The 19,621-nt window shown below is 64.4% G+C and carries 22 protein-coding genes and 3 tRNA genes; 15 read left to right on the top strand and 10 right to left on the bottom strand.

The features are described from left to right. Nucleotides 1-45 precede the first annotated feature (45 nt). Both KVX96_RS07260 and KVX96_RS07255 read right to left on the bottom strand, forming a co-directional pair. Nucleotides 46-2,505, bottom strand: coding sequence for an ATP-dependent helicase (locus KVX96_RS07260; RefSeq protein ID WP_261193671.1), 2,460 nt, complete (start codon nt 2,503-2,505; stop codon nt 46-48). Nucleotides 2,506-2,575: 70 nt separating this feature from the next. Continuing rightward, nucleotides 2,576-3,376, bottom strand: coding sequence for a peptidoglycan-binding protein (locus tag KVX96_RS07255; protein ID WP_261193670.1), 801 nt, complete (start codon nt 3,374-3,376; stop codon nt 2,576-2,578). A 193-nt stretch (nt 3,377-3,569) separates the two neighbouring features. Between KVX96_RS07255 and KVX96_RS07250 the strand changes: the two genes are divergently transcribed. The 4 genes from KVX96_RS07250 to KVX96_RS07235 all read left to right on the top strand — a co-directional run bounded on the left by KVX96_RS07250 (nt 3,570) and on the right by KVX96_RS07235 (nt 9,316). Then, nucleotides 3,570-4,127: a DJ-1/PfpI family protein gene (locus KVX96_RS07250; RefSeq protein ID WP_261193669.1), complete on the top strand. Its 558-nt coding sequence runs from the start codon at nt 3,570-3,572 to the stop codon at nt 4,125-4,127. Nucleotides 4,128-4,181: 54 nt separating this feature from the next. Then, a complete protein-coding gene (locus KVX96_RS07245; RefSeq protein WP_261193668.1) occupies nt 4,182-4,577 on the top strand; it encodes a ribbon-helix-helix domain-containing protein in 396 nt (131 codons plus the stop codon). Between the two features lie 50 nt (nt 4,578-4,627). Then, a complete protein-coding gene (locus KVX96_RS07240) occupies nt 4,628-5,773 on the top strand; it encodes an alpha-hydroxy acid oxidase (protein ID WP_261193667.1) in 1,146 nt (381 codons plus the stop codon). Nucleotides 5,774-5,875: 102 nt separating this feature from the next. Then, the gene (locus KVX96_RS07235; RefSeq protein ID WP_261193666.1) at nt 5,876-9,316 is read left to right on the top strand and encodes a pyruvate carboxylase; all 3,441 of its coding nucleotides are present in this window, start codon (nt 5,876-5,878) and stop codon (nt 9,314-9,316) included. Between the two features lie 104 nt (nt 9,317-9,420). Here KVX96_RS07235 and KVX96_RS07230 read toward each other — a convergent pair whose 3' ends face one another. Further along, a complete protein-coding gene (locus KVX96_RS07230; RefSeq protein ID WP_261193664.1) occupies nt 9,421-9,846 on the bottom strand; it encodes a cupin domain-containing protein in 426 nt (141 codons plus the stop codon). A gap of 139 nt (nt 9,847-9,985) precedes the next feature. Between KVX96_RS07230 and KVX96_RS07225 the strand changes: the two genes are divergently transcribed. Together KVX96_RS07225 and KVX96_RS07220 are read left to right on the top strand one after the other, a co-directional pair. Further along, entirely contained in the window at nt 9,986-10,570 is a 585-nt protein-coding gene (locus tag KVX96_RS07225; RefSeq protein WP_261193663.1) for a TetR/AcrR family transcriptional regulator, read from the top strand. 69 nt (nt 10,571-10,639) lie between these two features. Continuing rightward, the gene (locus KVX96_RS07220; RefSeq protein WP_261193662.1) at nt 10,640-11,029 is read left to right on the top strand and encodes an MAPEG family protein; all 390 of its coding nucleotides are present in this window, start codon (nt 10,640-10,642) and stop codon (nt 11,027-11,029) included. Here the strand turns inward: KVX96_RS07220 and KVX96_RS07215 are convergent. Continuing rightward, nucleotides 11,026-11,457, bottom strand: coding sequence for a hypothetical protein (locus KVX96_RS07215; protein ID WP_261193660.1), 432 nt, complete (start codon nt 11,455-11,457; stop codon nt 11,026-11,028). The genes KVX96_RS07220 and KVX96_RS07215 overlap by 4 nt on opposite strands. Nucleotides 11,458-11,532: 75 nt before the next feature. Here KVX96_RS07215 and KVX96_RS07210 point away from each other — a divergent pair. The 5 genes from KVX96_RS07210 to hisH all read left to right on the top strand — a co-directional run bounded on the left by KVX96_RS07210 (nt 11,533) and on the right by hisH (nt 13,314). Continuing rightward, nucleotides 11,533-11,607 (top strand) — tRNA-Gly (locus KVX96_RS07210). A 20-nt stretch (nt 11,608-11,627) separates the two neighbouring features. Then, a tRNA-Gly gene (locus KVX96_RS07205) sits at nt 11,628-11,702 on the top strand. Between the two features lie 20 nt (nt 11,703-11,722). Next, a tRNA-Gly gene (locus KVX96_RS07200) sits at nt 11,723-11,797 on the top strand. A 215-nt stretch (nt 11,798-12,012) separates the two neighbouring features. Beyond that, nucleotides 12,013-12,600 carry an imidazoleglycerol-phosphate dehydratase HisB gene (gene hisB, locus KVX96_RS07195; RefSeq protein ID WP_261193659.1) on the top strand — a complete coding sequence of 196 codons (588 nt, stop codon included), beginning with the start codon at nt 12,013-12,015 and terminating at the stop codon, nt 12,598-12,600. Between the two features lie 75 nt (nt 12,601-12,675). After that, nucleotides 12,676-13,314 (top strand): imidazole glycerol phosphate synthase subunit HisH, encoded by a 639-nt coding sequence (gene hisH / locus KVX96_RS07190; protein WP_261193658.1) that lies wholly within the window; start codon nt 12,676-12,678, stop codon nt 13,312-13,314. A gap of 3 nt (nt 13,315-13,317) precedes the next feature. Here hisH and KVX96_RS07185 read toward each other — a convergent pair whose 3' ends face one another. Further along, nucleotides 13,318-14,070, bottom strand: a complete 753-nt coding sequence (locus tag KVX96_RS07185; protein WP_261193657.1) for an AraC family transcriptional regulator — start codon at nt 14,068-14,070, stop codon at nt 13,318-13,320. Between the two features lie 88 nt (nt 14,071-14,158). Between KVX96_RS07185 and KVX96_RS07180 the strand changes: the two genes are divergently transcribed. After that, nucleotides 14,159-14,695 carry a peroxiredoxin-like family protein gene (locus KVX96_RS07180; RefSeq protein ID WP_261193656.1) on the top strand — a complete coding sequence of 179 codons (537 nt, stop codon included), beginning with the start codon at nt 14,159-14,161 and terminating at the stop codon, nt 14,693-14,695. Nucleotides 14,696-14,761: 66 nt separating this feature from the next. On the opposite strand, the gene KVX96_RS07175 is transcribed toward KVX96_RS07180, so the two are convergent. Beyond that, complete coding sequence (locus KVX96_RS07175) at nt 14,762-15,145, bottom strand: DUF2147 domain-containing protein (RefSeq protein WP_261193655.1); 384 nt, start codon at nt 15,143-15,145, stop codon at nt 14,762-14,764. A gap of 142 nt (nt 15,146-15,287) precedes the next feature. On the opposite strand from KVX96_RS07175, the gene hisA reads away from it, so the two are divergent. From hisA to KVX96_RS07160, 3 genes are all read left to right on the top strand, one after another. Then, the gene (hisA, locus tag KVX96_RS07170; RefSeq protein WP_261193654.1) at nt 15,288-16,010 is read left to right on the top strand and encodes a 1-(5-phosphoribosyl)-5-[(5-phosphoribosylamino)methylideneamino]imidazole-4-carboxamide isomerase; all 723 of its coding nucleotides are present in this window, start codon (nt 15,288-15,290) and stop codon (nt 16,008-16,010) included. 189 nt (nt 16,011-16,199) lie between these two features. Beyond that, complete coding sequence (gene hisF, locus KVX96_RS07165) at nt 16,200-16,961, top strand: imidazole glycerol phosphate synthase subunit HisF (RefSeq protein ID WP_261193653.1); 762 nt, start codon at nt 16,200-16,202, stop codon at nt 16,959-16,961. Further along, nucleotides 16,958-17,272, top strand: coding sequence for a phosphoribosyl-ATP diphosphatase (locus tag KVX96_RS07160; protein WP_261193651.1), 315 nt, complete (start codon nt 16,958-16,960; stop codon nt 17,270-17,272). The genes hisF and KVX96_RS07160 overlap by 4 nt, the downstream gene beginning before the upstream one ends. Here the strand turns inward: KVX96_RS07160 and KVX96_RS07155 are convergent, their stop codons facing one another. From KVX96_RS07155 to rlmB, 4 genes are all read right to left on the bottom strand, one after another. Further along, a complete protein-coding gene (locus KVX96_RS07155; RefSeq protein WP_261193650.1) occupies nt 17,273-17,695 on the bottom strand; it encodes a CoA-binding protein in 423 nt (140 codons plus the stop codon). A 236-nt stretch (nt 17,696-17,931) separates the two neighbouring features. After that, a complete protein-coding gene (locus tag KVX96_RS07150; protein ID WP_261193649.1) occupies nt 17,932-18,390 on the bottom strand; it encodes a YHS domain-containing (seleno)protein in 459 nt (152 codons plus the stop codon). 123 nt (nt 18,391-18,513) lie between these two features. Continuing rightward, the gene (locus tag KVX96_RS07145) at nt 18,514-18,810 is read right to left on the bottom strand and encodes a hypothetical protein (protein ID WP_261193648.1); all 297 of its coding nucleotides are present in this window, start codon (nt 18,808-18,810) and stop codon (nt 18,514-18,516) included. Nucleotides 18,811-18,824: 14 nt separating this feature from the next. Next, nucleotides 18,825-19,601, bottom strand: a complete 777-nt coding sequence (gene rlmB / locus KVX96_RS07140; RefSeq protein WP_261193647.1) for a 23S rRNA (guanosine(2251)-2'-O)-methyltransferase RlmB — start codon at nt 19,599-19,601, stop codon at nt 18,825-18,827. Between the last annotated feature and the right edge of the window lie 20 nt (nt 19,602-19,621).

Below are 19,621 nucleotides of genomic sequence, written 5' to 3'. Positions count from 1 at the left end.
ATATCTCGGGGGAGGCGCCGCAGGCGGCGGGGGCAGAGCCCCCTCTTAAAACGGCACGTCGTCTCCAGCTTCATCGGCGGCCACGACGAAGCGCGCGACGACTTTCTTCGCCCCTGCCTTCTCGAACTCGATATCGAGTTTGTCGCCCTCGATTCCCATCACGATGCCGTAGCCGAATTTCTGATGAAACACGCGATTGCCCGCGGTGAAGCTCGAGACCGCTTCCAGATCGATCGCCGAGGCGCGGCTTTCGCGTGGCTGGCTCAGGGGGCGCTCACTTTTGCGGGCCTGCATCCGTTTCCAGCCCGGCGAGTTGTAGACATCGGCCTTCGTGGCACGATGTTCCATGCTGCCGGAAAGCCCTGCCCCCATGTTGCCCGTGCTCAACCCGGCCGCGCCGTAGCCGCCGCCGTAAAGGCCCGGCGGGGTCAGGACGTCCACGTGATCTTCGGGCAACTCATCAATGAAACGGCTGGGCATGGAGGATTGCCACTGGCCATAGAGCCGCCGGTTCGCGGCAAAGGAGATGGTGCAAAGTTCCTCGGCGCGGGTGATGCCGACGTAGGCCAGCCGCCGCTCTTCCTCCAGCCCCTTCAGCCCGCTTTCATCCATCGAGCGCTGCGAGGGAAACAGCCCGTCCTCCCAGCCCGGCAGGAAGACGGCGGGAAACTCCAGCCCCTTGGCGCCGTGCAGCGTCATGATGGTGACCTTCTCTTCCGTCTCCTCCTGTTCGTTGTCCATGATCAGGGCGACGTGTTCGAGAAAGCCTTGCAGATTGTCGAAATTCTCCAGCGCCTTGACGAGTTCCTTCAGGTTCTCGAGCCGCCCCGGCGCTTCCGGCGTTTTATCATTTTGCCAATGGGCAGTGTAGCCGCTTTCATCGAGGATCACCTCGGCCAGCTCGATATGGGAAAGCTGCGGCTGCTTGCGCTTGAGCGGGAGAAGCCCGTCATCCAGCACGGCATCTTCGTCCAGAAATTCCACCTGCTCGTTCAGCACGGCCGCGTGCCAGCGCGCACAAGCATCGACGAGCTTGCGCAGCTCCGCCGCGCCTTTGCCGCCAAGGCCCTTCTCTTCCAAGAGGATGCGCGCGCCTTCCAGAAGCGGCACGCCATTGCTGCGCGCGGCCATCTGGATCTTCTGCTGCGCCTTGTCCCCCAACCCGCGCTTGGGCGTGTTGACGATGCGCTCGAAGGCCAGATCATCCTCCGGAGAGACAGCGATGCGGAAATAGGCCATGGCATCGCGGATCTCCATCCGCTCGTAGAAGCGCGGGCCGCCGATCACACGATAGGGCAAGCCGATCGTCAGGAAGCGATCCTCAAAGGCGCGCATCTGGTGGGAGGCGCGCACGAGGATGGCCATATCCTCCAGCGAGCGCGGCGGCAGCCCACGGGTGCCGCGCTGCAGGCTCTCAAGCTCCTCACCGATCCAGCGCGCTTCTTCCTCGCCGTCCCAATGGCCGATGAGCCGGACCTTCTCGCCCTCCTGCGCCTCCGTCCACAACTCCTTGCCCAGCCGGCTTTCGTTGCCGGCGATCACGCCCGAAGCGGCGGCGAGAATATGGGGCGTGGAGCGGTAGTTCTGCTCCAGCCGAACGACTTTCGCGCCGGGGAAATCCTTTTCAAAGCGCAGGATGTTGCCCACTTCCGCGCCGCGCCAGCCGTAGATCGACTGATCGTCATCGCCCACGCAGCAGATGTTCTTGTGCTCGGCGGCCAGCAGGCGCAGCCAGAGGTATTGGGCGACGTTGGTATCCTGATACTCGTCCACGAGGATGTAGCGGAACCAGCGCTGGTATTGCGCCAGCACATCGGGGTGCTTCTGGAAGATCGTCACCATATGCAGCAGAAGATCGCCGAAATCACAGGCGTTCAGCTCGACCAGGCGGCGCTGGTAGGCCTCGTAAAGCTCGCTGCCCCTGTTGTTATAGGCTGAGGCCTCGCCGGAGGGCACCTGCGCAGGTGTCCAGGCCCGGTTCTTCCAGCCGTCAATCAGCCCGGCGAGCATACGGGCGGGCCAGCGTTTGTCGTCGATATCGGCGGCCGAGATGAGCTGCTTGAGCAGGCGCAGCTGATCGTCGGTGTCCAGAATGGTGAAGCTGCTTTTCAGATCCACCAGTTCAGCGTGGCGGCGCAGGAGCTTCACGCAGATCGCGTGGAAGGTGCCCATCCACGGCATGCCTTCCACCGTCTGACCCAGCGTGCGCGCCACGCGGTCCTTCATCTCGCGCGCGGCCTTGTTGGTGAAGGTCACCGCGAGGATCTCGTTGGGGCGCGCGCGGCCGGTGTTGAGCAGATGCGCGATGCGGGTGGTGAGCGCTTTCGTCTTGCCCGTGCCAGCACCGGCCAGCATCAGCACGGGGCCGTCCAGCGCCTCCACCGCCTCGCGCTGCGCGGGGTTGAGATCGTCCAGGTAAGGCGTCGGGCGCGCGGCCATGGCGCGGACGGCCAGCGAGGGCCGGGCGGCGCCTTCGAAGGCGTCGTTTTCATCAAAGCTGCTCATGGCGCGCATCTTAGCCCGCGCGCGGACAAAGGAAAAGCCGTGTTCGCCTTCTGTTCAGGCCGAAAACGGCCTAGGCGAGCCCCCGCATATGATCCACCAGCGCCTCGCCGGTAAGCCCGAAGGCGGCTTCGGCCATCTGGAGCGCGGCGCGGGTTTTGGGCCCCATCAGCCCGTCCACCGGGCCCGGATTGAAGCCCGCCTCTAGCAGTAGCCCTTGAATCTCCGCCGTGCTGGCCTGCCCCGAAAGCGCCTGCAGCGCCTTGGCGGTGAGCAGCTCGCGCTCGTCCAGCCCATGGGTGCCGCCGTTGATGCCGAGCGTCACCATCCGCGTGTCGCCCAGATCGGCCCATTCCATCAGGCTTTTCTGGGAGCGACGACGGCTCGCCATATAGTGCACAGCGATGCGCCAAGCGGTGCCGGGCTCCTCCGCCAGTTCGGGCTGGCCGGTGAGATCCTCGCCAATGGCCGCGCCGAAAATGCGGTAATTGTCCCGCCCGGTGAGTTGCAGGTAGCCGCGCCCGCGAAAGCGCCAGCCGTCGCCGGAGCTTTCCGGCCCGTTGCCCATGCGATTGGCGTAGGCGCGGTTGGCGATGCGCTCGGGCTGGCGGGCGAAATCGCGGCGTATGGCGTCTGTCGGGAAGTGTTTGCGGAAGATCCGGCGCAATCCTTCAGCGGAGTAGTTGAGGTTCTCGCGCCGGAACACGAAGCGCCCGCTTTCGTGGGCGCATTGGCCCAACACGGCGGCGATGCGCGCTTGAGAGTTTGCGCCCAGATCGGACAGCACATCGGCATTGTCCTCCCAGGCCTCGGCGGCAATAGCGGCGAGTTGAGCGCTGCCCGCAAGGCGCGCGATAGCAGTAGAAACGGTCATGACATCCTCACATAAAAAGAAGCAGGTACTGAAAAAACGGTCAGGTATTGGCTGTCTTGAATGGGGCCATACTACCACAAGTTGCGACACTTCTCACGCTGCAGCGCGGCGCAGATGTCGTATCCCGCTAACACCCGCGCCCGTGCGCCCTGCCCTAAGCTGTGCGAAACCAAACAGCCAGACGGAGGAGACAATGGCAAAGGTTCTGATGATCACCGGGGATTTCACCGAGGACTATGAAACGATGGTCCCGTTCCAGACGCTGCTGGCCTGTGGCCATGAGGTGGACGCTGTCTGCCCCGGCAAGGCGGCGGGCCAGAGCGTGCCGACCTCGATCCATGATTTCGAGGGCGACCAGACCTACAGCGAAAAGCGCGGGCATAACTTCAAGCTCAACAAGAGCTATGCCGATGTGAACCCGGCCGACTATGACGCGCTGGTGATCCCGGGCGGGCGCGCGCCGGAATATCTGCGGCTCGATGAGACCGTGCTGGAGAACGTGCGCCACTTCTTTGAAACCCAGAAACCGGTGGCCGCGATCTGCCACGGCGCGCAAATCCTCACCGCCGCGGGTGTGCTCGACGGGCGCACCTGTTCGGCCTACCCGGCCTGCGCGCCGGAGGTGAAATACGCCGGTGGCAACTACGCCGATATCGAGGTGACAGAGGCCGTGACCGATGGCAATCTCGTTACCGCGCCGGCCTGGCCTGCGCATCCGGCCTGGCTGAAGCAGTTCATGGCGCTTCTGTAAGCCGAAAAAGCGGGCGGCTTTCGGGCCGCCCTCTCGCAATGGAGGAAGCCCAAGATGTGTCAGCTTTTCATCGGCGCCGCCCCGGAGCTTTGGGACAGCCGCACCAAATCCCTGCGCATCGATGGCGTGGCCACCTCGATCCGCATGGAGGAGTTCTTCTGGCAGGTGCTGGAAGAAATCGCCCAGCGCGATGCGATGACGGTGAACCAGCTGATCACGCGGCTCTATTTCGAGGCGATCGACGCGGGCCACGACATGGGCAATTTCACCTCTTTCCTGCGGGTCTGCTGCGCACGATTCCTTGCGCTGGCCGCCGATGGCGAAATCCGGCGCAGCGATACCAGCCCGCTTTCCGAGGTGGACGCCCCGCGCCTGCTGCAACGCGAGGCCGAGCGGCGCAACACGCGCCCGCGAGCCACCACAAGGGAAGAGGCCAAGCGCCTGAATTAACGCGGCTTTGGCCCCTTGATTTGCACCTGCCCCTGACGCAAGAGTGCCGCATGGATCTAGACAGCCGCGCCCCCGCCATTTCCGATCTGAAGGCCCGTGCCAAGCGGCGCATTCCCCATTTCGTCTGGGAGTATCTGGACTCCGGCACCGGCACAGAGGCCGCCGTGGCGCGCAATCGCGCCGCCTTTGATAGGGTGCTGTTTGAGCCCTCCATCCTGCATGGCGATTTCACGCCGGATCTCACCTGTTCCCTGATGGGGCAGCGCTACCCGCTCCCTGTCGGCATTTCGCCGGTGGGCTCCTCCGGCGTGATGTGGCCCGATGCGGAGCTGCGCTTGGCCCGCCTCGCCGGGCGCGAGGGCATCCCCTACGGGCTCTCGACCGTGGCGATGCGCACCCCTGAGGAAACCGGGCCGCTGGCCAAGGGGCATGGCTGGTTCCAGCTCTACCCGCCCCGGCAGGAGGACATCCGCAAGGACATGCTGCGCCGCGCGAAGGCGGCGGGCTTCGGCACGCTCGTGCTCACGGTCGATGTGCCCGCCAACAGCCGCCGCGAACGGCAGGTGCGCGGCGGGCTTTCCCAGCCGATCCGGCTGACCCCGCGCATGCTCTGGCAAATGGCGCGCTGCCCGGCGTGGTCCCTCGGGATCGCGAAGCAGGGACGCCCGCGCATGAAGCTGATCGAAAGCTACGACAAGGCCTCGGGCTCGCTCTCCTCCGTGGCCCATGTGGGCACGCTGCTGCGCACCTCGCCGGACTGGAGCTACGTGGACTGGCTGCGCGACCATTGGGAGGGCAAGCTGGTGGTGAAAGGCGTGATGCGTGCCGCCGATGTGCAGCCGCTGATCAAGGCGGGCGTGGATGCGATCTGGGTCTCCAACCACGCGGGCCGCCAGCTCGACGCCGCCCCAGCCGCGCTCTCCGCCTTGCCCGCAATCCGCAAGGCGGCAGGCGATGCGTATCCGCTGATCTATGACAGCGGCATCGAAAGCGGGCTCGACGTGCTGCGCGCGCTGGCGCTGGGGGCGGATTTCGTGATGCTCGGCAAAGCCTTCCACTTCGGCCTCGGGGCCTATGGCGATGCCGGGGCGGCCCATGTTCTGGAGATCCTGCGTAAAGACATGGAAAGCAACATGTGCCAAATCGGGGCGCGCAATTTGAAAGAATTGCAAAGCGCCCTGCTTCGCGGCGCGTGAACGGCTCCCGGATTTCCCGAAACTACCCATTTCTACGGCTATACTGCACTGCAGAAACTGGTTACAAAACCGTCGCAATTTCCTGCTCTCTTGGGGGACAATATGGCAGATTTTCGCAAGATCCTCGTTGCGAACCGTGGTGAAATCGCTATCCGCGTGATGCGGGCGGCCAATGAAATGGGCAAGAAGACGGTTGCCGTCTATGCAGAGGAAGACAAGCTCTCCCTGCACCGCTTCAAGGCCGATGAGGCCTATCGCATCGGCGAAGGCCTCGGCCCCGTTGCCGCCTATCTGAGCATCGATGAGATCATCCGTGTCGCCAAGATGTGCGGGGCGGACGCGATTCACCCGGGCTACGGCCTGCTGTCTGAGAACCCCGATTTCGTGGACGCCTGCGCCGCGAACGGCATCACCTTCATCGGCCCGAAAGCCGAAACCATGCGCGCGCTGGGCGACAAAGCCTCCGCCCGCCGCGTGGCGATCGAGGCCGGCGTGCCGGTGATCCCCGCCACCGAGGTGCTGGGCGATGACATGGCCGCGATCAAGGCCGAAGCAGCCGAAGTCGGCTACCCGCTGATGCTGAAAGCCTCCTGGGGCGGCGGCGGGCGCGGCATGCGCCCGATCTTCTCGGAGAGCGAAGTCGAGGAGAAGGTGCTGGAAGGCCGCCGCGAGGCCGAAGCCGCCTTCGGCAACGGCGAGGGTTATCTGGAGAAGATGATCACCCGCGCGCGTCACGTCGAGGTGCAGATCCTCGGCGACAAGCACGGCGGCATGTATCACCTTTACGAGCGCGATTGTTCCGTGCAGCGGCGCAACCAAAAGGTGGTGGAACGCGCGCCCGCGCCCTACCTGACGGACGCACAGCGTGCCGAGATCTGCGAGCTGGGCTACAAGATCTGCAAGCACGTGAACTACGAATGTGCCGGCACCGTCGAATTCCTGATGGATATGGAAAGCGGCAACTTCTACTTCATCGAAGTGAACCCGCGCGTGCAGGTGGAGCATACCGTGACCGAAGAGGTCACCGGCATCGACATCGTGCAGGCCCAGATCCTGATCGCCGAAGGCAAGACGATCGCCGAAGCCACCGGCAAGCCCACGCAGGAAGACGTGCGCCTCAATGGCCACGCGCTGCAGTGCCGCGTGACGACGGAAGATCCGCAAAACAACTTCATCCCGGATTACGGCCGCATCACCGCCTACCGCTCCGCCACGGGCATGGGCATCCGCCTTGACGGCGGCACGGCCTACGCGGGCGGCGTGATCACGCGCTACTACGACTCGCTGCTGACGAAGATCACCGCCTGGGCCCCCACGCCGGAGAAGGCCATCGCCCGGATGGACCGCGCCCTGCGCGAATTCCGCATCCGGGGCGTCTCCACCAACATCGCCTTCGTGGAGAACCTTCTGAAGCACCCGACGTTCCTGTCCAATGAATACACCACCAAATTCATCGACGAGACGCCGGATCTCTTCACCTTCAAAAAGCGCCGGGACCGCGGCACCAAGGTGCTCACCTATATCGCCGACATCTCGGTGAACGGGCACCCGGAAACCGCCGGCCGCCCCGCCCTGCCCGATGACGTGCGGGCGCCCAAGGCCCCCAAGGCCGAGGCCACGCCGTCTTACGGCACCCGCAACCTGCTGGAGCAAAAGGGCCCGCAGGCCGTGGCCGACTGGATGAAGCAGCAGCGCCAGCTGCTGATCACCGACACCACGATGCGCGACGGCCACCAGTCGCTGCTGGCCACCCGGATGCGCTCGATCGACATGATCCGCGTAGCGCCCGCCTATTCGGCGAACCTGCCGCAGCTCTTCTCGGTGGAATGCTGGGGCGGCGCGACCTTCGATGTGGCCTACCGCTTCCTGCAGGAATGCCCCTGGCAGCGCCTGCGCGATCTGCGCGCCCGCATGCCCAACCTGATGACGCAGATGCTGCTGCGCGCCTCCAACGGCGTGGGCTACACCAACTACCCCGACAACGTGGTGCAGGCTTTCGTGAAGCAGGCCGCGGAAACCGGTGTGGACGTCTTCCGCGTGTTTGACTCGCTGAACTGGGTCGAAAACATGCGCGTGGCGATGGATGCGGTGGTGGAAGCCAACAAGGTCTGCGAAGGCACGATCTGCTACACCGGCGATATCCTGAACCCCGACCGCGCCAAATATGACGTGAAATACTACGTCGCCATGGCGAAGGAACTGGAAGCCGCCGGCGCCCATGTGCTGGGCCTGAAGGACATGGCGGGCCTGCTGAAACCCGCCGCCGCCCGCGTGCTGATCCGTGCCCTGAAGGAAGAGGTCGGCCTGCCGATCCACTTCCACACGCATGACACCTCCGGCATCGGCGGCGCGACGATCCTTGCCGCTGCGGATGCGGGCGTGGACGCCGTGGACGCCGCGATGGACGCGCTTTCGGGCAACACCAGCCAGCCGACGCTGGGCTCCATCGTGGAGGCGCTCGCCAACACCGAACGCGACACCGGGCTCGACATCGGGGCGATCCGCGAGATTTCCAACTACTGGGAAGGCGCGCGCGCGCAATATGCCGCTTTTGAGAGCGGCCTGCAGGCCCCGGCGAGCGAGGTCTACCTGCACGAGATGCCGGGTGGCCAGTTCACCAACCTGAAGGCGCAGGCCCGTTCGCTCGGGCTGGAAGAGCGCTGGCACGAGGTCGCCCAGACCTATGCCGACGTGAACCAGATGTTCGGCGATATCGTGAAGGTGACGCCCTCCTCCAAAGTGGTCGGCGACATGGCGCTGATGATGGTCTCCCAAGGCCTCACCCGTGCTCAAGTTGAAGATCCGAAGACCGAAGTGGCCTTCCCCGACTCCGTGATCGACATGATGCGCGGCAACCTCGGCCAGCCTCCGGGCGGCTTCCCCAATGGCATCCTGCAGAAGGTGCTGAAGGACGAAAAGCCCAACCTCGAACGCCCCGGCGCGCATCTGCCGCCGGTGGATCTGGAAGAGGTCCGCGCGAAACTGTCGGCGGAACTCAACGGCTTCGAGGTCGATGACGAGGATCTCAACGGCTACCTTATGTATCCGAAGGTCTTCCTCGATTACATGGGCCGCCACCGCCAATATGGCCCGGTGCGCACCCTGCCGACGCGGACCTTCTTCTACGGCATGGAGCCGGGCGAGGAGATCACCGCCGAGATCGATCCGGGCAAGACGCTGGAAATCCGCCTGCAGGCCATCGGCGAGACCGATGAGAACGGCGATGTGAAGGTCTTCTTCGAGCTAAACGGCCAGCCGCGCGTGATCCGCGTGCCGAACCGGATGGTGAAATCCGCCGCCGCCGTGCGCCCGAAGGCCGAGCTGGGCAACCAAAGCCACGTCGGCGCGCCGATGCCCGGCGTCGTGGCCTCGATCGGGGTGACGGCTGGGCAGAAGGTCTCCGAAGGGGATCTGCTGCTGACCATCGAAGCGATGAAGATGGAAACCGGCATCCACGCCGAGCGCGACGCGGTGGTCAAGGCTGTCCACGTGCAGCCCGGCGGCCAGATCGACGCGAAAGACCTGCTCGTCGAATTCGAGTAAACCGCTCTTCTAGCGCAAAAATTAACGCCCCGACCGGAACCCGGCCGGGGCGTTTTCGGTTCTGCCACAGGGCCTTGCCTCCTTGGCAGCGGCCCTACCGACGGTTAGGCCGGCTGTTCAGCGGGACTGGGGATGCTCATCCCGACACGATGCGCCATGGCAAGCACGGCAGGCAGATCCGGTTCTTTTGGATCGGGCAATGTTGTCTGATCGGCCGGCAGAGCCTCACCGATGCCGGTGAAGAAGGCCTCATGCATCTTTCCGGGGGCATTCAGGATCAGCACCCGCGCCGGGGCCTCCCCCACCGCCTGAAACGCATGCAGCGCGCCATCCGGGATCGCGAGAAACTCGCCCGCTTTCAGGAGCCGCTCCTCCCCGTTCAGCATGAACCCCAGCGCGCCTTCAAGGACGTAGAAAGCCTCCGTCTCGCCTGCATGGTGGTTGGGCGGCGCTCCGGCTCCGACCGGTACAAGGCACTCCACAAGGCAATATTTGCCCTGCGCCTCATCCGGGAACACGTGAAAATCCATCAATATATTGAGGACGTTGTATTTCCTTGGCCGATCCGCCATCGCACCCTCCTGTCTGTGAAAATCGCTTGAGTCGAGCCTCATGATACCATAGTCTCAAAATGAGACAATAGTATCACAAAGAGACAGGCACGCCCCAATGAAACGCCCCCGATCCGCCCAGAAGAGCCGCACCCGCGCCGCCCTCCTCGACGGCGCGCGCGAGCTTCTCTCGAAAGGGCAGCCTGTCACCGTTGCAGCGGCAGGCGAGGCCAGGGGCATTTCCAAAGCCACCGCCTATCGCTACTTCTCGGACGCTGCGATCCTCGTCGCCGAGGCCGGGCTCGACATTCACGTCAAACCCTATGCGGAGGTCACGCGCGGCGCCCGGGATCTGCGCGGCAAGCTGCGCGCCATAAACCTCTATTTCTTCGACCTTGCGCTCGAAAATGAAGCCGCCTTCCGCCAGTTTGTCGGCATGACACTCACCCATGTCTCCTGCGACGACGCGCCGGGCGCCCACCGCGGCGCAAGGCGGATCGCGATGTATGAGGCGGCGCTCGCCGATCATCCCGGCGCAATGCCGAAAGTCAACCACACGACACTGCTGCGCGCGCTTTCGGCCTGCACCGGCACCGAGGCAATGATCGGCCTTATCGACGTCGCAGGTGCCGACCGCTCCGAGGCCCGCGCCATCGTCGATGAAATGACGCTTGCCCTGCTCGACAGGCTCCTGCCTACCTGATCCGCGCTGAAAAAGCTGGACGCAGCGCCCGGAAGCGCCAAGTCTGGGGCAAGCGCCAACAGGGAACAGATGATGCCGACAATCACCTCTTTCTACGCCGGCCTTCTGGCCCTGCTCTACCTTGCGCTCTGCGCCCGGGTGATCTTCTACCGCCGCAGCCACCTGATTTCGCTGGGCGACAAGGGCGACAAGGCGCTGCTCAAACGCATGCGCGTGCAGAGCAACTGCGCCGAATACGCGCCCATCGGCATCGTCCTTCTGCTGCTTCTGGAAGCCGGTGCCGCCGCGCCCTGGCTGCTGAACCTGCTCGGGCTGATGCTGCTTCTGGGCCGCCTCGCCCATGCCATCGGCATGAGCCAGACCCCGCAAATCATGATCCTGCGCCAGATCGGCATGGTGCTCACGCTGCTGATGATCGGCCTTGCAGCGCTCTTCGCCGTGGCCTTCGCGATCTTCTAACCGGCGGGCGCGGCCCCCACCGTCACATAGACAGGCTGCAACACGCCCAAAGGCGCGATCACCAGATCCAGCTGAAATTGCGCAGGCACCGGGCCGGGAAAGCGGATCGGAAAATCCACCACCCGCGCCGCGCTGCCTGAAAGCCGCACCGGCAAGCCCTCCCGGCCCACGATCGCGCCCAGAAGAAAGGCATCCACCACCCCAAGCCGCGCGCCGTCCTTGGCGACCAGCCGCAGCCGCAGATCCAGATCCCGCTCCCGGACTTGAGCAAAGATCACCTGCACATCGATCAGATCATTCTCATGGCCCGGATGGGCGCTGCCCCGCGCGCCCAGCGCAGCGGCGCAAATCGCCCCCAGCCCGCCCAGAACAAAGCCCCTGCGGCCCTGCAGAAAACGCCCCGGCCTTTGCTGCCTTTTTGCGTCCAAAATTTTCCCCGTTGCGTCCAGTTTCCGCTTGCAGCCCTGCAAGCTTCCTATTATCTCACGCTCCACACAAGGGGCGCGGGCGTAGCTCAGGGGTAGAGCATTACCTTGCCAAGGTAAGGGTCGTGAGTTCGAATCTCATCGCCCGCTCCATTGTGAACCGGATCCGGTAAGCGGGCGTAGCTCAGGGGTAGAGCATTACCTTGCCAAGGTAAGGGTCGTGAGTTCGAATCTCATCGCCCGCTCCATTGGATCACATATCTGGCGCGCGGGCGTAGCTCAGGGGTAGAGCATTACCTTGCCAAGGTAAGGGTCGTGAGTTCGAATCTCATCGCCCGCTCCAGACAACCACCACACTCTCCCATCAGAGCAAAAGCGCAAACCGCGCCCCCACTTTGTTCCGAAAAATATCCCCGCCGGAGGCATCCCGCCCCGGCCAGCCGCGCCACCCGCATGGCGGGCGCGCACCAGTCTCAGCGCAAATCACCCTACCCCCCTTTGCCCCCGCAGCGCAGCCCGCTATAGAGCAGCCAAAGATTTACGGAAGCCGGAGGCCCCATGCGGACCGCTCTCATCACCCGCAAAACCGCGGAAACCGACATCACCGTCGAGATCAATCTCGACGGCACCGGGATCTATGACAACCAGACGGGCGTCGGCTTCTTCGATCACATGCTCGATCAACTGGCCCGCCACGCGCTGATCGACATGAAGATCCGCGCTGAAGGCGATCTGCACATCGACGATCACCACACCGTCGAAGACACCGGCATCGCGCTCGGTCAGGCGCTGGCGAAAGCCGTGGGCGACAAACGCGGCATCCGCCGCTACGGCGATTGCCACCTCGCGATGGATGACGCGCAGGTGCGCTGCGCGCTCGATCTCTCGGGCCGCCCCTACCTGATCTGCAACCTCGATCTGCCCACGCAGAAAATCGGCAGCTTCGATTGCGAACTGGTGCGCGAGTTCTTCCAGGCGCTCTCCACCCACGGCGGGATCACCCTGCACATCGATCGCCTGCACGGGTTCAACAGCCACCACATCGCGGAAGCGGCGTTCAAATCCGTCGCCCGCGCGCTGCGGATCGCGCTGGAAACCGATCCGCGCACGTCGGATGCGATCCCCTCCACCAAGGGCGCGCTCTAACGGCGCTTTGGCGGCGGGCCACATGCCCGCTGCTTTCCTGCTTTCTGACAAGGCTCTCTGACAAGGCCCCTGCCCATGCTCACCGCGATCATCGATTACGATTCCGGCAATCTCCATTCCGCCGAGAAAGCCTTCCAGCGCATGGCGCGCGAGGCGGATGCAGGCGAGGTGATCGTCACCTCCCAGCCGGAAGACGTGCTGCGCGCCGACCGCGTGGTCCTGCCAGGCGACGGCGCTTTCCCAGCCTGCAAACAGGAGCTCTTCGATCACACCGGCCTGTTCGAGGCCACCGAGGAAGCCGTGATCCGGCAGGGCCGCCCTTTCCTTGGCATCTGCATCGGCATGCAGATGCTCGCCACCATGGGCCGCGAGTATGAAGACACCCGCGGCTTTGGCTGGATCGACGGTGAAGTGCTGAAGATCGCCCCGCAAGATACGGCACTGAAAGTGCCGCATATGGGCTGGAACAACCTCGTGATCGACACGCCCCACCCGGTGCTTGAGGGCATCAGCTCCGGCGACCACGCCTATTTCGTCCACTCCTACCACTTCCAGGTGGCGGATCCGGCCCACCGGCTGGCCCATGTGGATTACAGCGGCGACATCACCGCCATCGTCGGGCGCGACAATATGGTCGGCATGCAGTTCCACCCGGAAAAAAGCCAGCACACCGGCCTGCGCCTAATCGCCAATTTCCTGAGCTGGGCCCCGTAAGCCCTACGCGGCCCGTTCGGCCAGCCGCGCCGCCATCGGTGGCGCGCCATGCGCACGCTTGTAGGCGCGGGTGAAGCCCTCGGGCGAGCCATAGCCGTAGCGCCGCGCCACCGCTTCCACCCGATCCCCGCGCGCCAGATCGCGCTGCGCGATGGTCAGCCGCCAGCGCCGCAGATAGGCCATCGGGGTTTCCCCAACGCGGGCGGCGAAGAGCTCGGAGAACCGGCTGAGGGAAAGCCCCGCCTCCCGCGCCAGATCCTCCGTGCGCCACTGGCGCGCGGGCTGATCATGCATCGCCACGATGGCCCGGCTCAGGCGCGGGTCCGACAGCCCCGCCAGCAACCCCGGCGCGGTGGAGCCTTCGGCGATCTGGTGGCGCAACAACCGCACCAGCAAGATCTCGCACAGCCGGCTCAGCACAGAGTCCGCCCCGCACCGCTGCGCGCGGTTCTCCGCCATCAAAACGCTCACCAGCGCCTGCGCTTCCGCATCCTCCTTGAGCCGGTAGCGGACCTGCGCGGGCAACGCCTGCAAGAGCGGATTCACCGCCCCGCCCCAGCCAACGCGCGCCGCAAACATCGCCTCCTCCACGGCGCAGGGCGAGCCGCTGGCCGCCGTGCCACCTGAGGCAAACACCACCTCGCAGGCCGCCCCCGGCGCACCAAAAATCAGCAAATCCGCCTCCTGTGGCGCGCAAGGAGCCACCTCCATCTGGAAATACTGCATCAGGGCGGAAAGCCTGTCATACCCGGCCATATCGGAATCCCCGTCAGTTTATTCGGAACAATCTGACGCAATCATCGGCGATACAGGGCGCAATCGCAACCCACCGCAAGGACACAAGATGCTGCTTCCCCGCCAGAAAACCCCCGGCCTTTCGCTCCCCACGCTTGATCACGGCGCGTTTGATCTCACGACAGACGGGGCCGAGCGCGGCACCGTTATCTGCTTTTATCGCGGCCTGCACTGCCCGCTCTGCGCCACCTATCTGAAAGAGCTGGAACGGCTCACCGCCGATTTCGCCGCGCGCGGCGTGAAAACCATCGCCGTCTCCTCGGATGGCGAAGAGCGCGCCCGCGCCATGGCGGAAAAGATCGACGCCAAGGATCTGCGCATCGCCTATGATCTGCCGCTGCAGGTCGCCAAGGACTGGGGCCTCTACATCTCCACCTCGCGCGGCAAGACCTCGATCGGCATCGAAGAGCCCGCCCTCTTCTCCGAGCCGGGCCTCTTCATGGTGACGCCGGAGCAGACGCTCTACTACGGCTCGGTGCAGACAATGCCCTTCGTGCGCCCGCATTTCTCCGAATTGGTCGGCGCGCTGGATTTTGCCATCAACAACGACTACCCGGCCCGCGGCGAATACACCGGCGCGGTCTGAGCGCGGACACGAAGAAGGCCGGCCTGAGGATCAGGCCGGCCTGTCATGTCATTTCTGAACAGGCGTTTACTTCACACGCGTCCAGGTCTGTTTCTTGCAGATAGGCCCCACGCAACCCGCCACTTTCAGCGTGTTGCCGGAGAGATCCATCTTGGACTTGTAGGTCTTGTCGGTGGACGGCTGCCAGATCTTGCCGTTGCGGTACTTGCCACCGCCCTCGGGCTGCATGTCCCACACCAGCTGCTTGCCGATGGTGTCGGACTTGTATTCGCCGCTGGCATTGAACGTGCGGCTGATCACGCCGCAGATATTCGCGCCGCAGGGGGCCATGGTGACATGGGCATAGGCGCCATCGTCGACTTCAGTTTTCCAGACGCCGGCCACATCGTCGGCGAAGGCGGTACCGGCCAGCCCGAAAACAAGGGCGGCGCTCAGTGCAATCTTCTTCATAGCGGTTGTTCCTCCTCACACGCTGGGTGAAAATCTGTCGCACCTGCCACGTTTGGATCAAGCCTGACGTCGGGTCGCTTTGCATTTGCCGACGTTACGTGCCAAAGGGCAGGCAGTGCCATTCAAGAGACGCGAGCGCCCCATGATCCTCTACCCCGCCATCGACCTGAAAGACGGCAACGCCGTGCGCCTCTACAAGGGCGATATGGACCAAAGCACCGTGTTCAACGAAGACCCGGCCGCCCAGGCGATGGCCTTCGTGGACGCAGGCTGCGAATGGCTGCACCTCGTGGATCTGAACGGCGCTTTCGCGGGCGAGCCGGTCAATGCCGCCCCCGTGGAAGAGATCCTGAAGCGCACCAAAGTGCCCGCCCAGCTTGGCGGCGGCATCCGCGATATGGCCACCATCGAACGCTGGCTCGACAAGGGCCTCGCGCGCGTGATCCTCGGCACGGTTGCGGTGGAAAACCCCGATCTGGTGCGCGAAGCCGCGCGCGCCTTCCCCGGCAAGGTCGCCGTTGGGATCGATGCCCGCAATGGCCGCGTGGCCACCAAGGGCTGGGCCGAGGAAACCGATGTGATGGTCACCGATCTGGCGAAAAGCTTCGAAGATGCCGGCGTCGCCGCGATCATCTACACTGACATCAACCGCGACGGTGCCATGCAGGGGCCAAACGTGGAGGCCACCGCCGATCTCGCGCGCGCCGTCTCCATCCCCGTGATCGCTTCGGGCGGCGTCTCTTCGCTGGACGATCTGCGCGCCCTGAAAGCCTGCGGCGCACCGCTGAACGGCGCCATCTCCGGCCGCGCGCTTTACGACGGCGCCATCGACCTCGCCGAGGCTCTCACCATTCTGAAAGATTAAAGCGTGGCTTGCGCCCCGCACTCAGGTTTTAAGCGGGGCTCTGCCCCGCACCCCGGGATATTTCCGGTCAGAAGATGGGGCCCCACTTTGTTCTGTAAATATCTCGGGGGAGGCGCCGAAGGCGACGGGGGCAGAGCCCCCATTGGCGCAGGCTTCGTTTCAGGCTAAGAGGGCGGCAGAGGTGACATCATGCTGAAAACCCGCATCATTCCCTGCCTGGACGTGGCCGATGGCCGTGTCGTGAAAGGCGTGAATTTCGTAGACCTGATCGACGCGGGCGACCCTGTCGAAAGCGCCAAGGCCTATGACGCCGCCGGGGCGGACGAGCTGTGTTTTCTCGACATCCACGCCACCCATGAGAACCGCGGCACGATGTATGATCTGGCGCGACGCACGGCGGAGCATTGCTTCATGCCGCTCACCATCGGCGGCGGAGTGCGCACCAGCGAGGATGTGCGCAAGCTGCTGCTGTCGGGCGCGGACAAGGTGAGTTTCAACTCCGCCGCCGTGGCCAACCCCGATGTGGTGGCCGATGCGGCGAACCGGTTTGGCAGCCAGTGCATCGTTGTCGCCATCGACGCCAAGACCGTTTCCCCCGGCAAATGGGAGATCTTCACCCACGGCGGGCGCAAGGGCACCGGCATCGACGCGGTGGAGTTTGCCAAGCTCGTAGTGGCCAAGGGGGCGGGCGAGATCCTGCTCACCAGCATGGATCGCGACGGCACCCGCGCGGGCTTCAACCTGCCGCTGACCCGCGCGATTTCGGACGCGGTTTCAGTGCCGGTGATCGCCTCGGGCGGTGTCGGCACGCTGGATCACCTTGTGGAAGGGGTCACCGAGGGCGGCGCGAGCGCCGTGCTGGCGGCTTCTATCTTCCATTTCGGCGATTACACCATCCGGGAGGCCAAGGAACATATGGCCGCCGAGGGCATTCCGATGAGGCTGTCATGACCACGCTGGAGCGGCTTGCCGCCACCATCAAGGCCCGCAAAGGCGCGGACCCGTCCTCTTCCTGGACGGCAAAGCTCTTTGCCAAGGGCCCCGAAAAATGCGCCGAGAAGTTCGGCGAGGAAGCGGTTGAGGCCATCATCGCCGCCGTGAAGGACGACAAGGCGGAGCTCACGGCGGAAGCGGCTGATGTGCTGTTTCACCTGCTCGTCATGCTGGAATCCCGCGATGTGGCGCTGGCCGATGTGCTGGCCGAGCTTGAGCGGCGCGAAGGCACCTCGGGCATCGCCGAGAAAGCCGCGCGCAAGGGCTGATCAGCCGATCAGCCGCGGCCATTCGATCTTGGGGCAGCGGTTCTGCACAACGGTGAGCCCTTTGCCCTGCGCAAGCGCTGCGGCTTCTGCATTCTCGATCCCCAGCTGCATCCAAACAACTTTCAGCGCGGGCAAGGCGGCGATGGCCTCCTCCACGATGGGCAGGATCTGCTCCGGCCGCCGGAAGATGTCGATCATCGTGACCGCTTCCTCCGCCGGAATATCGGAGAGCCTGCCGTAGACGGGCGCGCCGAACAGCTCTTGCCCGGCGAGCCCCGGATTGACGCCGATCACCCGCTTGCCCTTGGTTGTCAGGAATTGCGACACGTAGTGGCTGGGCCGCGCCGGGTTGGCGGAGGCCCCCACGCAGGCGATCACCTCGCTTTGCAGCAGCGCCTGCCGGATCTGATCATCGCTTACCATGCGCCTTTGATGGACCGATTCCCCTGCCCCGCCAAGCCCGCCCCCGCTGGCATCTGCCCAAGAACCGCCAAAAAAAAGCGCCCGACGTATCAAACGCGGGCGCAGTGCGGAACGAGGGACAGTGAAGAGAGCAGCAGGTGTTCCGAACCTGGGCTCTGGTATGTGAGATAAGTATCACAGAGAAAGTTTAAAGATCCGATAAAGCCTTTGTGATCAGAAAACTTTCTTGACAGGCATCAGGCCTCCAGAACTTTCGGCCAGTTGGCGTCGGCCTTGGCCACGTTGCCCGGAATGTCTTCGCTCCAGATACCGCGCACGGTGGTGTTGTAGTTCAGGTAGAGCCGGCCTTCGTGGATCGTCCAGGCGTCGGGCGATGTCGTTGCCGTGCCGCCTTTGGAGACAGCATAGGCGCAGTAACCGCCGTATTTCGGGGCGAAGGCCTCCGGGTCGGCCTCGAAAGCGGCCTTGTTGCGGTCGGAGGCGAAATGCCAGGTCGCGCCCTTGTAGCTCACCGCGTGGGCAGCCGCGCCTTTCACGGGCTGGCTTTCGTTGAAATAGGCCACCGGATCATAGCCGTTTATGGCCACGCCGCCTTCGGCGTAGATTTCGGGCTTTGCGGCCAGTGCGGGGCGGGCCAGCGTGCCGGCGACGGGAACGGCGACGAGAAAGCCAAGGGCGGTGCGACGGGTGATCATGGGGTCCTCCGGAATGAGATGCGTTGCTTGCTCACAGATGACTCCCTGGCAGGCAGTGCGAAACCCCTGCCACGAAAGCGTGAACGGTGGTGAGCGGAAAAGCGCGAAGCGCGCGCGCGGATTTCAGTCGAAAATATCGTCCAGCAGATCGAAGGCTTCTGAGAAGAGCTTGCGCGCCGGGCTCTTCTTTTTCTTGTTCTTTTTCTTGGGTTTCTTGGACTTATGATAGCTCGGCTGCGCATGCAGCGGGCGTTGGTGATGCAGATCGGCCGAAGGTTTCGCCACCGGCATCACCTTGAGATTGTGCAGCGGTGCCCCACAGCCCGAACAGGCCAGCTCGTGGCGCTCCTGCCCCGTCAGCACCAGCGCTGCGCGGGTGCCGCAGTAGCAGCAGGTGGCGATCTTCGTGGGGTGCGGCATGTCTCCTCCGGTGGTCAGGCTCTGACTGCATATAGGGCCACAGCCGCCGCATTGGAGACGTTGAGCGAGCCGAAATCGCCGATTGCGGGGATTTTCACGAGTTTGTCGCAGGTGTCCTTTGTCTTTTCGCGCAGGCCGGGGCCCTCCGAGCCCATCACCAGTGCGATCGGGCGGTTGCGCTGGCCCTCCAAGGCTTCGCCCACCGTCTGCGTGGCCTCGCCATCGAGCCCCAGCATCAGGTAGCCGAGCGACTTCAGCTCACCCATGGCGTCCGACAGGTTGCGCACCCGCAGGTAGGGCTGACGCTCCAGCGCGCCGGAGGCAGTTTTGGCCAGCGCGCCGGTTTCGGGTGCGGAATGGCGGGCGGTGGCGATCACGGCGCAGGCGCCGAACACTTCCGCCGAGCGCAGGATCGCGCCCACGTTGTGCGGGTCCGATACGCGGTCCAGCAGCACGACACAGGGCATCGGCCCATCGGGCGGGGTGCAGACTTCATGCAGCGCGCCCCAGTGCAGCGGCTTCACCTCAAGCGCGGCCCCCTGGTGTACCGATTGCGGATCGAGGGGGGCGGAAAACTTGCGCGGATCCACGATCTCGGGCTCCATGCCGCTGGCGGCGATGTCCTCGGCGAGCTTGTCATGGGCATTTTTCGTCACCATCAGGCGCAGCTTTTCGCGCTGCGGATTCTGCAGCGCGTCACGCACCGCATGGAGGCCGAACAGCCAGACGGTTTCCGCAGCGGCAGCGCGTTTGGATTTCTCTTTTTCAACCACCCATTTCGGCTTTTTCATCGCGCGATACCCTTGTTTTC

Origin of the sequence: Pseudoruegeria sp. SHC-113 (assembly GCF_025376885.1) — a bacterium.
Lineage (GTDB): Bacteria > Pseudomonadota > Alphaproteobacteria > Rhodobacterales > Rhodobacteraceae > Pseudoruegeria.
The sequence above is the reverse complement of the archived record's forward strand: the minus strand, read 5'-3'. Positions and strand labels throughout refer to the sequence as shown.

What these genes read in the sequence shown, in the direction of transcription:
- hisB (WP_261193659.1), top strand. Translation starts at nt 12,013, where the DNA reads ATGCGGACCGCTCTCATCACCCGCAAAACCGCGGAAACCGACATCACC.
- hisF (WP_261193653.1), top strand. Translation starts at nt 16,200, where the DNA reads ATGCTGAAAACCCGCATCATTCCCTGCCTGGACGTGGCCGATGGCCGT.
- KVX96_RS07255 (WP_261193670.1), bottom strand. Translation starts at nt 3,376, where the DNA reads ATGACCGTTTCTACTGCTATCGCGCGCCTTGCGGGCAGCGCTCAACTC.
- KVX96_RS07245 (WP_261193668.1), top strand. Translation starts at nt 4,182, where the DNA reads ATGTGTCAGCTTTTCATCGGCGCCGCCCCGGAGCTTTGGGACAGCCGC.
- KVX96_RS07225 (WP_261193663.1), top strand. Translation starts at nt 9,986, where the DNA reads ATGAAACGCCCCCGATCCGCCCAGAAGAGCCGCACCCGCGCCGCCCTC.
- hisA (WP_261193654.1), top strand. Translation starts at nt 15,288, where the DNA reads ATGATCCTCTACCCCGCCATCGACCTGAAAGACGGCAACGCCGTGCGC.
- KVX96_RS07175 (WP_261193655.1), bottom strand. Translation starts at nt 15,145, where the DNA reads ATGAAGAAGATTGCACTGAGCGCCGCCCTTGTTTTCGGGCTGGCCGGT.
- hisH (WP_261193658.1), top strand. Translation starts at nt 12,676, where the DNA reads ATGCTCACCGCGATCATCGATTACGATTCCGGCAATCTCCATTCCGCC.
- KVX96_RS07240 (WP_261193667.1), top strand. Translation starts at nt 4,628, where the DNA reads ATGGATCTAGACAGCCGCGCCCCCGCCATTTCCGATCTGAAGGCCCGT.
- rlmB (WP_261193647.1), bottom strand. Translation starts at nt 19,601, where the DNA reads ATGAAAAAGCCGAAATGGGTGGTTGAAAAAGAGAAATCCAAACGCGCT.
- KVX96_RS07160 (WP_261193651.1), top strand. Translation starts at nt 16,958, where the DNA reads ATGACCACGCTGGAGCGGCTTGCCGCCACCATCAAGGCCCGCAAAGGC.
- KVX96_RS07235 (WP_261193666.1), top strand. Translation starts at nt 5,876, where the DNA reads ATGGCAGATTTTCGCAAGATCCTCGTTGCGAACCGTGGTGAAATCGCT.
- KVX96_RS07250 (WP_261193669.1), top strand. Translation starts at nt 3,570, where the DNA reads ATGGCAAAGGTTCTGATGATCACCGGGGATTTCACCGAGGACTATGAA.
- KVX96_RS07230 (WP_261193664.1), bottom strand. Translation starts at nt 9,846, where the DNA reads ATGGATTTTCACGTGTTCCCGGATGAGGCGCAGGGCAAATATTGCCTT.
- KVX96_RS07145 (WP_261193648.1), bottom strand. Translation starts at nt 18,810, where the DNA reads ATGCCGCACCCCACGAAGATCGCCACCTGCTGCTACTGCGGCACCCGC.
- KVX96_RS07260 (WP_261193671.1), bottom strand. Translation starts at nt 2,505, where the DNA reads ATGAGCAGCTTTGATGAAAACGACGCCTTCGAAGGCGCCGCCCGGCCC.
- KVX96_RS07180 (WP_261193656.1), top strand. Translation starts at nt 14,159, where the DNA reads ATGCTGCTTCCCCGCCAGAAAACCCCCGGCCTTTCGCTCCCCACGCTT.
- KVX96_RS07185 (WP_261193657.1), bottom strand. Translation starts at nt 14,070, where the DNA reads ATGGCCGGGTATGACAGGCTTTCCGCCCTGATGCAGTATTTCCAGATG.
- KVX96_RS07220 (WP_261193662.1), top strand. Translation starts at nt 10,640, where the DNA reads ATGATGCCGACAATCACCTCTTTCTACGCCGGCCTTCTGGCCCTGCTC.
- KVX96_RS07150 (WP_261193649.1), bottom strand. Translation starts at nt 18,390, where the DNA reads ATGATCACCCGTCGCACCGCCCTTGGCTTTCTCGTCGCCGTTCCCGTC.
- KVX96_RS07155 (WP_261193650.1), bottom strand. Translation starts at nt 17,695, where the DNA reads ATGGTAAGCGATGATCAGATCCGGCAGGCGCTGCTGCAAAGCGAGGTG.